Annotated in this window: 10 protein-coding genes; 4 read left to right on the top strand and 6 right to left on the bottom strand. The window is 35.2% G+C overall.

Annotated elements, in window-relative coordinates; genetic code table 11:
* Window positions 1-313 precede the first annotated feature (313 nt).
* The 6 genes from ACFOY7_RS06320 to ACFOY7_RS06295 form a co-directional block, all read right to left on the bottom strand.
* Window positions 314-943, bottom strand: a complete 630-nt coding sequence (locus ACFOY7_RS06320) for a YesL family protein (RefSeq protein WP_390250499.1) — start codon at window positions 941-943, stop codon at window positions 314-316.
* A gap of 67 nt (window positions 944-1,010) precedes the next feature.
* Complete coding sequence (locus ACFOY7_RS06315; protein WP_390250497.1) at window positions 1,011-2,294, bottom strand: arabinan endo-1,5-alpha-L-arabinosidase; 1,284 nt, start codon at window positions 2,292-2,294, stop codon at window positions 1,011-1,013.
* A 69-nt stretch (window positions 2,295-2,363) separates the two neighbouring features.
* Window positions 2,364-3,206: a carbohydrate ABC transporter permease gene (locus ACFOY7_RS06310; protein WP_390250495.1), complete on the bottom strand. Its 843-nt coding sequence runs from the start codon at window positions 3,204-3,206 to the stop codon at window positions 2,364-2,366.
* Window positions 3,207-3,247: 41 nt separating this feature from the next.
* Window positions 3,248-4,174 carry a carbohydrate ABC transporter permease gene (locus ACFOY7_RS06305; protein ID WP_390250493.1) on the bottom strand — a complete coding sequence of 309 codons (927 nt, stop codon included), beginning with the start codon at window positions 4,172-4,174 and terminating at the stop codon, window positions 3,248-3,250.
* Window positions 4,175-4,385: 211 nt separating this feature from the next.
* Window positions 4,386-5,741 (bottom strand): ABC transporter substrate-binding protein, encoded by a 1,356-nt coding sequence (locus ACFOY7_RS06300; protein WP_390250491.1) that lies wholly within the window; start codon window positions 5,739-5,741, stop codon window positions 4,386-4,388.
* 390 nt (window positions 5,742-6,131) lie between these two features.
* The gene (locus tag ACFOY7_RS06295; protein WP_390250489.1) at window positions 6,132-7,259 is read right to left on the bottom strand and encodes a GntR family transcriptional regulator; all 1,128 of its coding nucleotides are present in this window, start codon (window positions 7,257-7,259) and stop codon (window positions 6,132-6,134) included.
* Between the two features lie 667 nt (window positions 7,260-7,926).
* On the opposite strand from ACFOY7_RS06295, the gene ACFOY7_RS06290 reads away from it, so the two are divergent.
* The 4 genes from ACFOY7_RS06290 (at window position 7,927) to ACFOY7_RS06275 (ending at window position 11,857) form a co-directional block, all read left to right on the top strand.
* The gene (locus tag ACFOY7_RS06290; RefSeq protein ID WP_390250487.1) at window positions 7,927-9,261 is read left to right on the top strand and encodes an ABC transporter substrate-binding protein; all 1,335 of its coding nucleotides are present in this window, start codon (window positions 7,927-7,929) and stop codon (window positions 9,259-9,261) included.
* Between the two features lie 128 nt (window positions 9,262-9,389).
* The gene (locus tag ACFOY7_RS06285; RefSeq protein ID WP_390252053.1) at window positions 9,390-10,307 is read left to right on the top strand and encodes a carbohydrate ABC transporter permease; all 918 of its coding nucleotides are present in this window, start codon (window positions 9,390-9,392) and stop codon (window positions 10,305-10,307) included.
* Complete coding sequence (locus ACFOY7_RS06280; RefSeq protein WP_390250484.1) at window positions 10,308-11,150, top strand: carbohydrate ABC transporter permease; 843 nt, start codon at window positions 10,308-10,310, stop codon at window positions 11,148-11,150. It abuts the gene before it with no gap.
* Between the two features lie 98 nt (window positions 11,151-11,248).
* Window positions 11,249-11,857 carry a YesL family protein gene (locus ACFOY7_RS06275; protein ID WP_390250482.1) on the top strand — a complete coding sequence of 203 codons (609 nt, stop codon included), beginning with the start codon at window positions 11,249-11,251 and terminating at the stop codon, window positions 11,855-11,857.
* Window positions 11,858-11,862: the final 5 nt, after the last annotated feature.

Genomic DNA, 11,862 nt, shown 5'->3' with positions numbered 1-11,862 from the left:
TTTAGAGGTAACCTGTAAGCTTGAAACAAAAACACTGTTGAACGGACAAATTTTTATCATGTTTCCCTCTAACTTGTAATTATATTCTCATAAACCGTTTACACTTTGAATAGACTATTTTTCGAATATATATCTTTTTTTTGTGTCTATTCTAATCCACTACTCCAGCGGTTGATTATTCCTCTGTTTAGAAAGGTTTTCTAAAATATGACGTTCAACTATTTATCGATACCCAAACACCAAATAAAAAAAAGTTAAGGAGGGATCTGATTACAGCTACTCCTTAACTTATTTGACTTATTAATTTCTCTGATTATTTATTATATGATATTAACTCATAATCTTTCTTCTCTATCCTAACTATACTTAACCAATTAATACCTAATATTATTAAAACATTAAACAATAATGGGATTATTACAGAGAACTCTATGCTTAATATAGTAACTACACACAGCCATAAAACCATGAATACGGTTGTAACAGGACGGGTCATTGCCATCACAAATGCCAATTTAATATACTCCATTATTTTCATTTCAAACCGTGAATATATTGGGAAAAAATTCAATAAAACACCAAGAAAAACAAAGAGTAATACAAATACACCGATTAAAAGAACTTTTGCAATCATACCTTCCATTTGAATTAAGAAAGTGATGTCAACAAATAAGAATAAACCGACAACCCAAAAGGAAAGCCCAATTATGTTAGAAGATTTGAAACTGTTTTTATAATACTTCCAGAACTCCTGAAACACATTTTCTATCTCTTCGTTCTTTATCATTTTACGAACCAAAAAACTAACAGAGGCAGTGGCTGGCATAACACCCAGCACTATTCCGCCTATTAATGTGAAAATAACCCATAAACAATTCATCCAGACTAGTTTCACTGCTTTATCCAGCATTTGCATGATTGATCCTGCCCAATTAGTATCCATTCTGTCCTATCCCCTTTTTCCATAGTTAGTTGTACAAAATAAGTTATGGAAAGCAGCCTTACTTGTATTAGACCTTTTTAGAAATTACTACATTCCCTTGATCATCCTTACCCATAAATACAATTGTCTTCTTCCATCTTTCCCAGTCCCAACTCTCCATTGCTACACCATCATACTTGTAACCATTTACTGAGACGTGATAACAATTTTCCGTCAGATGCTGCCACAAATCTTTATTTAATTGTACCATTGATGCTACATCCTGTCCGTCATTATTTTGATCGACCTGAATCCACTCCCAGTCACCATACAACCTATGTTCTTCTATTAAATTATTTTCTTCCCCTGCAAATCTCTCTGGTGATACTAGCGGCCAACCATCAGTTGTCCATCCAATCTTTCTAATATGCAAGTAATGCCATCCCTTATCTTTAGGTGCACGAATATGGTGACAAACATAATAATCGCCATTATCTGTCAATATTGAATTATGACCAGGAGCAATCCAACCTTCATCTTTGATAAAACGGTAGCCACCTAACACTTTTGTTCCGATCTCATATTGGGGTTTCTCCAGATCAGTCATTTCATTACCGCGAAAATCAATATATGGACCTTCAATATTTTTCGAACGTGCCACTCTAATATTATAATTCGAGAATAAAGAATCGTAAGATACAAATAAATAAAAATAATCAAAGGTTGGATTGTAAACAATGTAAGGACCTTCTAAAGCTCTGTCTACACTATGATTCCGCTTAGCGATCAATGTTCCTCTCCCCTGCTTTGCAAGTTTGCCTGTCACAGGATCCACTTCTGCGACAAACAGCCCCCCAAAAAATGAACCATAGACCATCCAAGGTTTCCCTTCACGATCAAAAGTTATATTAGGATCAATTGCATTTGGTCCATCAGTACCCTCTTCTGACTTATAAACTTCCCCGAGATCCTGATAAGGCCCTTCAATCTGATCACTTTTTGCCACACCGATAAATGATTGTGTTTTACCAAATTGACTTGCAGCGTAATACATAAAATAAGTATCCCCATACTTTACAATTTCAGGAGCCCAAAGTCCTTCCGCACCTGTCCATTGTTTGGCAGAATCAGGAACACCTTCTGCAAAGGCTCTCCCAACCCATTGCCAATTTATTAAATCTTTGGATTTCCTTATTTGAATGCCTGCCTTAAATTCGCCGCCATTTTGTGCATCTGTTGAGAATACGTAGTACCATTCACCATCTTTTATTATTGCAGGATCATGTACATTGTTAGTTGTCCACTTCTGTTCTTGATCAATAATTGACTTATCATAAAGTTTATCTTTCGGTATTATTTTCTGATCAATCATTCTTCCCATCCTTTACTATTTATTTTACGAAGAACACTCTACTGACATAATGCCAGTAGAGTGTTTCGATTAGCCTTTCACCCCTGATATAGCAATTGATTCGATAATCTGCTTTTGGAAAATCAAGAATATAATTAGCATCGGTAGTAAGGCGATTATTGACGCTGCCATAATTAATGGATAATCTGTTTGAATGGCATAAGTTGCATTAAAGTTTGCAATAACTAATTGTATCGTTAATTTATCTGGTGAGTTTAAGTAAATAATCGGTGCCAGGTAATCATTCCATACAGCCATAAACCACAGGATAAATTGAGCCGCGATTGCTGGCTTAATTAATGGAAAAATGATTTTAGTAAAGATACCGAAAAATGATGTTCCATCAATTTTCGCTGCTTCAATTACTGCATTCGGCACATTAATTAGATATTGTCTTAAGAAGAATACCATTACTATGTTACCAAAAATAGGCGGGATGATTAATGGCAGTAATGTATCTATCCATCCAGCTCCTGCAAACATGGAAAACTGGGGAATCATCAGACTTGGATACGGAATCATCATAGCCGATAATAGTAATAAGAATAGCGCATTTTTATTTTTCAACCTTAACTTAGCAAATGCGAATGCCGCTAAACTTGATGTGAATGAGCCAACGATAGTCACCGTTAAGGAGATTATTAAACTGTTTTGTATACCTGATAAAAGCGGACCTGCTTCCCATATTTCTGAGTACTTTGAAAAATCAAACTCACTCGGAATCCAAACTGGAGGAAGAGCGAATACTTCTGATTTTGTTTTTACGGATGTGGATATCATCCAAAGCAATGGTGCAATCATGAATACAGCACCTGCTGATAATGCAACGAATATAATGCTGTCAGCGACTTTCTTTCTTTTAACTTGTGACAATATTCTCACCTCGATTTTTCTCTAATTGCTAAAATAGTTATTTAATCAATCTCAAAGGATGATCTATCATTCAGTTTAAATTGAACTAATGTAACGATAAAGATAATAATCCCTAAAACTACGGATAATGCGGAGGCATATCCCATTTGCAGGTTATCAAATGCCTTTTCCCATATATAGAATACAACTGTTGCTGAACTATACTCAGGACCGCCAGTCGGTGTCATAATGTTTATCTCTGTAAACATTTGTGCGCCATTAATAATGTTAGTGATTACTAAGAAAAATGTTACCGGTTTTACCATTGGCCATGTAATATGTCTAAACTGCTGGAAACTGTTCGCACCGTCTAAATCAGCAGCCTCATAATACATTTTCGGCACACTTTGTAATGCCGCTAAATATAGTAACATCGAATAACCTAGCCCTTTCCATATTGTCATAATAATTAGAGCCGGTTTTACTGTTGACGTATTTTGCAGCCAGTTTGGACCATCTATTCCGATTAACGCTAAAAACTGGTTGACTAAACCATAATCACCGTTATACGCCCATTGCCACAATACGGAAATTGCTGCCAGTGATGACACTACAGGGATATAATAAATGACACGGAAGGTAGTGGTACCAGGTATCCCTCTATTTAACCCCATAGCAAGTAATAGTGAGATTAACAAACCAATCGGGATACCTATCATCATAAAGAATGTATTGAAAAGGGAACTAGTGAAATAATCATCTGATAATAACCTTGTATAGTTACTTAATCCGATAAAATTCATCGTCCCTAAACCATTCCAATTTGTAAACGAAGCGTAAATCGAAAAGATAAATGGATATAATGTGAAAATTAAATATCCCACTAATGGTGCCAGGATAAATAATAATGCTGCTTGTGACTCTTTTCGGTAAAGCTTTGACTTCTTTTTCTTCGCTATTTTTAGCGTTTCTGCTTTTGCTGTTGCCATTAGAATCCTCACCTCAAATTCATTCAATCACCATAGTTGGTGTAATTTTTACTTGGAATTAAGCAAATCTTCTTTGTATATTTTTATACATAGATGATTTGCTTAAAACCATGTAAGGAGACAAATCAATAAGATATAGGAAAGGAGATAGTACCTGACATTTAGTGAAAGGTATTACCTCCCCTTTAAAATCGGTTTACATACTGCTATATTACTGTTTTGACTGCTCTTCTAATTCTCTTGCATTATCAAGATACTCTTGCATTTTTGGTTGAACTTTTTCCACATATTCTGCCGCAGTGATGTCGCCATCCAGAACTGGTTGAATATTAGTGAAGAAGTAGTCATACCATTCTGCATTATAAGTGTTATTTGCAGGCAAGGCACGGCCATAGTCTTCTACGATCTGTAAGTATTCTTCCTTGTTTTCAGGAGCCATTGAATCATCAGCTGCCCATTCTTGTGCCATATCCTTTAAGTTAGGAATTTGAATACGGGCATCCACTAATGCTTGCTGCCCTTCCTCAGATGCTGTTAAATAGTATACCAATTCTGTTGCTAAATCAGGATGTGATGTTGTTTGAGATACACCTATTCCTAATGTTCCGATCCATGTTGCTGATTCCCCAGTTTTACCAGCCGGGTATGGAATTACATCATATTCGAAATCTAATTCTGTGTCGAAAGTCGCTAAGTCCCATGGTGCTACAGGGAAGAAGGCTAATTGACCTTGCATCCAGCGTTGATACGTGTCTAATGATTGCGCATCCTCTATAGAAGGAGTTATTTCATACACATTTTGGTGATCTGCAAACCATTGCAATGCTTCTGCAAATTCTGGAGTATTAACTGTCACTTCTGTTTGCGTTTCGTCTAGGAAATCGCCTCCATTACTCCAAACAAAAGATTGCAATACCCAGTTTACGTTAAAACCAGTTCCATACTGATCAATTTTTCCGTCACCATCAGTATCTTTTACTAAGGCTTGGTTTGCTTCGATAAATTCATCCCATGTCATTGGTACATCTTTATCTGGTAATTCCAGTCCTGCTTCTTTAAACATCGTTTTATTATAACCTAGAGAGAAAGGCCCCACATCTTTCGGCATTGCATAAATGGAACCTTGCCCTTGAGTTTCTCCATCAAAGCGAAAACTATCAATACCATATTGCCAAATGTTATCTAAATTAATTCTATCATTACCTTCAACATAATCTGTTAAATCTAATAAGATATTACTATGAACATATGATCTTAATTGACCTGGTTCAATATAGAATACATCAGGCACTTGGTTACCCGTTATTGCCGCTTTCAATTTAGTAGAGTATTGATCTCCAGAGGTTACAATCATATTAACCTCTACACCTTCATTATCAGCTTCAAATTGATCAATTGCTTTTTGATAAGCTTTCTCTTCCGCCGTTCCACCTCTGAACATAAACGTCAACTTTTTCGTTCCATCTTCTGATGCCCCACCAGAATTACTTGCCCCCCCACCTGCACAGGCACTTAATACTAATACAGCTGATAAAAGCATTATCAATAGCGCATAGGACTTTCTCATTATGTTTCAACCCCCAAAAATATATTTTTTTGTGTAATAGTCATCTCAACAATACTTAAGTAAGCGTTTTTATAAAGCGCTTTAATAAAATTTAATTAATCATTGAGTGACCTTACTTGTACTAATATATTATAGTTGTTCGGACATGTCAAGCTGATTTTGCAACTTGTAATTCAATTAATAAAAATATTTTTTTATTAGCCATGTGTTCATTTCAATGATTCCTAATCCTTTCAATAAAAGTCGATTAAAATAAGTAATAGCAGCCAATTCGATCGAGAATTGACTGCCACTACTTTAATTAACATAAATGTTAATTTATATTTAATTTTAAATGTTATATCCACTTTTTCTACAACCATTCCATTTGTAATACCCATTTTTATACAGTTATATAGCTAAATCTTTATTCAAAGGTGCCGTTGAGTGACGAATTCTCAATTCTGGTTCATACAACTTTGTTCGATTTTCACCTAGTTCTATTAGACTATTCCTTTGAATCATTTGAATAATTGCTTTTGCTGCATCTCGACCTAATTCACTCTTTGGATGGATGACCGAGGTAAGCTTCACTTCTGATAATTCCGCAAGTACGGAATCATCATAACCTACAAAAGATAAATCTTCGGGGATCTTTAGCCCTTCCCCTCTTAAGAAGTCCAACAATTTCATAACCAATTGATCGTTATAACAAACTACTGCTGTAGGGCTATTTATTTTACCTTTTAATAGTTCTTTTAAATCGTGAGTAGGTTTATGATCTTCGTTTTCTGTTTGATATGTAATTATATTTTTTGGATTTAACAGAATATTATACTCTCTATGCGCTTTAATATAGCCTTTCAGCCGATCCCGCCCTTGCGAATCATCTGTTTTGTATATACAAACGATATCCCTGTGACCTAACTCAATTAAATGTTTCGTTTGAAGAAATCCTCCTTTTACATCATCTAATGAGAAACTAATTGGCTCCAGTTCCTTATATGCTGCATTAATCATAACATAAGGAACCTTCTCTTTTTCCAGGGATAAGTAATATCCTAAATTAGGATTTGCTGTTGCACTATGTGTTGGTTCGATGATCACACCCGCATAATTACTAGATAAAATCTGACTTAATATTTTCTTTTCTTGACTATACTGGTTATTCGTATTGAAAATGCTAACATTATATCCCCATTCACTTAGGTAGCTTTCCGCTCCTCTTATTATAGATGGAAAAATATATTCTGATATGAATGTGGTAACAATGGCAATGTTTTTATCCATAAAGTTATCACCTGTGAGTTGAGCTACTCCCCTGTCTGCACAGAAGGTTCCAGCTCCTTGCTCACGATATAACCATCCTTCATTTACAAGCTCTCCTATAGCTAACCTTACAGTATGACGACTAACTTTATACTTACTCATAAGTTGACTTTCTGATTGGATTTTTTGATGAGGTGTTATTAACCCTTCCAGAATGTTAGACTTTATGGATTGTTTTATCATCTTGTATTTAGCTGCTGAATAATTCATCTCTTTCTCCCCCTTTTGTCTTTCTCTTCATTTTTCAAAGACTTTCAGATAAACTTATTAAATTAATTAAATAAACTGCACAGGCGATGATATCGTTTTCAAAAATAGATTTAAGATGATAGCTGTGCAGTCTTACTCACACGTTATCCTGGAATAAGGTTATGGAAATATGTACGTACTAATATTATATCAAATGTATATAGTTTACAAAAGATTTATCTTTCCATCCAACATTCGAAGTAAGAGTATTTAGGTGTTGTTTTAATGGAGGGTTCTTTTTCCATAGAAAGACAGCGGATAACTTATTTAACATGACGACATTTCTTGCATTCTTAGGAATAGTCCATTAAGATTCACTCTTTCCCCTTCAACTCTATAGATTCTTATTTAACATTTCAGTTAATTTAATGACTTGTTTTGGTAAAATTATTGTTTATTAGTAAACAAAAATAGCTAATAATTCGGCAAAAAGGTTATTTTCGATGCATATACGTATGAATAACTGTAAAATTTAGCTTTAGTTATTGACAAGTGGTTGTTAGCATGATAGCCTTTTACTAACATCTTAAGTATTTACCCATACTTTATTTTGTCATGCATGATAGGAAAGATTATTTTTTATTCTAAACTTGAAAGCGTTTCATAAAAATCCAAGGAGGTAATTACTATGAAAAAGGGTTTATTTATTGGTATTTTAGCATTTTTGTCGATTATTCTAGCAGCTTGCGGCGGCGGAGGAGACACGTCTGGAGAAGCTGAAGAAACAGAAGTAATTGGGGATGATATCGAGGGTGCAACAGAAATAACATTCTGGACATTTGTTGGGCAGCACGTTGATCTTTATAGTGACGCTGTAGAACAATGGAACGAAGAAAACCCTGATCGTCCAATTAAATTAGTTGCAGAGACATATCCATTTGAACAAATGCACCAAAATTTATTGTTAGCAGTTCAATCTGGCCAGGGCGGTCCGGATATTGCGGATATCGAGATTGGACAATTCCCTAACTACTTACAAGGGGATATTCAGCTTGAGCCGTTGAACGAATACATTGAGCCAGTATTGGATAAAGCTGTTACTTCACGGTTTGAAAACTACGCGAAAGATGGAAACTATTATGGTGTACCAACACACGTTGGGTCTACAGTAATGTTTTACAATACTGAAATTATGGACCAGGCTGGTGTAGATATAGATTCTATACAAACATGGGATGATTTCGTAGCAGCAGGAAAAAAAGTTGTTGAGAACACCGATTCAATGATGTGGAATGTCGGAACAGAAGATTGGTTAATGGATATGTGGCCAATGATGTCCCAACAAGATTCCGATGCTTTCGATGAAAATGGTGAGTTAATTCTTGATAACCAAACAAATATAGATACCTTACAATTTTTACAGGACGTTATATACGAACATGAAATCGCTGAAGTAACCCCAGGTGGAATGAACCAATCCGAGGAGTTCTATGGATACTTCTCTGATGGTGGATCAGCATCCATATTAGCACCACTGTGGTATATGGGTAGATTTTTGGATAGTATGCCAGAATTAGAAGGAAAAATTGCTATTCGACCAATGCCAGCATGGGAAGAAGGCGGTAAACGTTCAGCCGGTATGGGAGGAACGGGTACTGTTGTAACAAATCAAGCAGAAGATGTAGAATTAGCAAAAGAATTTTTAGCTTATGCTAAGCTTAGCGAAGAAGGAAATATTAAGTTATGGACTGTATTAGGATTCGATCCTCCTCGCTGGGATACATGGGAAAGTGAAGCAGTAAAAGAAGATAACAAATATTATCAATACTTTGGAGATGGTATCTTCGAAATGCTTCTTGAAATTAGAGATGATATCAACGCATTAAACTTTACAGAGAATACACCTGATGTAATTAGTGAGTATCATACAAATGTTACACAGCAAACCCTAAGAAGTAATTCTCAAACTCCAAAAGAAGCCCTTGAGCAAGCAGCAGAAGCTGTAAGATCACAAATGGAGTAAGAATAACTATCTGGATTACTGTAGACTTTAGGAGACAGCGTACTTAAAATACCTGTCTCCTATTAAATAAATCACAAGGAGGTATTACGGTGCCCTCTCCAAATCAAGAAACTAACACAAGTTCAACTATTCAAGACAGCAGCTACAAACAACCTAATAAACTTTTAACTTTTCTAAACTCAAAAAAGGTAGTTCCCTATATTTTTGTTTCACCATTTATTCTTTCTTTCTTAGTTTTAACCTTGTACCCTGCTATTCATGGGATTATAATGAGTTTCCAAAGCATTTTACCGGGACAAGTAGAGTTTGTTGGACTTAGAAATTATGAACGAGTACTGAACCCTAATTTCTATAAAGCATTATCCAATACGACGATTTATGTTATTTTGACTGTCTTAATCTTAACAATCATCCCTATGCTCCTGGCTATTCTATTAAACTCTAAATTTGTAAAGTTTAAGACTTTTTTTAGAGCCTCTATTTTTATACCAGCTTTAACTTCAACTATTGTTGGTGGTATGATCTTTAGGTTAATGTTTAGTGAAGCAGACTCCTCTGTATCAAATCAAATTGTTGCTTTTTTAGGTTTAGAACCAATTGATTGGCGCTATAATGCATGGTCAGCCATGTTCTTAATGGTAATTTTAGCTTCTTGGCGCTGGATCGGCGTTAATGTACTTTATTTTCTGGCTCAGCTTCAGAATATATCCAGTGAATTGTACGAAGCAGCGGATATTGATGGTGCAAATGCCTTTCAAAAACTGAGATATATTACCATTCCTCATTTGAAGCCAATCACTATTTTTGTTAGTACGATAACAATAATCAATGGTTTTAGAATGTTTGAGGAGAGTTTCGTCTTTTGGGAAACTAGCTCACCAGGTAATATCGGGTTAACCGTGGTAGGTTATATCTATCAACAAGGTATAGGACAAAATGATATGGGATTCGGATCCGCAATCGGTGTAGTCCTTATGTTGATTATTTTTGTTATTAGTATTATCAATTTACTGCTGACAGGTACATTCAAAAGAGGTGATGAATAAATGGAAGCCAATAAGAAAAACAGTGGGTTAACATGGGTAGCCAGCATCGGGTTTCTGCTCGTTTCTTTAATTATCTTATTCCCTATTATCGGGTTGATCATTTCATCCTTCAGGCCTTCATCCGAGCTGATGCGAAATGGGATTACATTTAGTATAGATTTTAGCCAATTAAACTTAGATAACTATATGTTCATTTTTCAAGAGGCAGCTTCTTACTGGAGTTGGTATGGAAATAGCTTGATTATATCTGCTCTGACGATAGTTTTGTCACTATTTTTCTCTTCTATGGTTGGCTATGCTTTAGCTGTCTATGATTTTAAAGGAAGAAATCTATTTTTTGTATTAGTATTATTAATTTTAATGATTCCGTTTGAAATACTAATGCTGCCTTTATATCAAATGATGGTAGGAGCTCAGTTAGTTGATAGTTACTTTGCAGTAGTGCTTCCATTAGTTGTAGCACCAGTCGCCGTTTTTTTCTTTAGACAGTATGCTACAGGATTACCAAAAGAACTTATGGATGCAGCTAGAATGGATGGAAGCACAGAGTATGGTGTATTTTTCAAAATTATGCTGCCATTAATGGGCCCATCGATGGCTGCAATGGCTATTTTACAAGGTTTAGCAAGTTGGAATAACTTTCTTTGGCCACTCCTTGTATTACGATCAAATGATATGTTTACACTCCCAATAGGGTTAGCAACACTATTAACACCATATGGAAATAATTATGATATCTTAATAGCAGGGTCAGTCTTGACAATTATCCCAATTGTAATCCTGTTTATCTTTTTCCAACGGTACTTTGTTGCTGGATTAACGTCCGGAGGAGTGAAAGGATAAAAGAAATTTGCATGAGCAGAAAAGCCATAGTATGATACAAAGACTATGGCTTTTCTGCCGTGCTATACTAGTAGTAAAAAACAGAGGATGGCTAGATGATGAATAATAGAAACATTACAACCATATTAGATAAAGCATTCGTATGGATAACAAAACTGGCATTTTTGAATTTTCTCTGGATAGTCTTTACCTTAATAGGGTTAGGTGCTTTTGGTATTTTCCCAGCTACATCCGCCATATTGGGAGTGGTGAGAAAATGGTTAATGGGTAATCAAACTGTACCTATTCGGGCCACTTTCATAAAGATATATAAGGAAGAATTTAAATATGCGAATACTATTGGTTGGATCCTTACTATTCTGGGCTTCATACTGTTTCTCAATTATCGCAACTTACAAACAGCACAAGGAGAACTTTTATTTGTTATACCATTTGTTTTTTATCTAATATTATTCTTATATTTGACTATTGTAATATGGGCTTTTCCGCTTGTCGTACATAATTATGCTTCCATCATTCATCAATTAAAAAACGCGTTAATAATCGGGATATCGAAAATACACATTACCATCACTATAATGTTGCTTCTGTTTTCGATTATGTATTTTTCATTGGAGTTCCCTGTACTGTTATTATTTTTTAGTTTTAGTCTGCTTGCTTTGGTATGGATGTGGCTGACATTAAGAGTGTTTAAAGGGGTATTTTAATACAA

Source organism: Gracilibacillus xinjiangensis (assembly GCF_042651765.1).
In the GTDB taxonomy this organism is placed as follows: domain Bacteria; phylum Bacillota; class Bacilli; order Bacillales; family Amphibacillaceae; genus Gracilibacillus; species Gracilibacillus xinjiangensis.
Note: the sequence above shows the minus strand (reverse complement) of the source record. Positions and strands in the feature narration are given on the sequence as shown.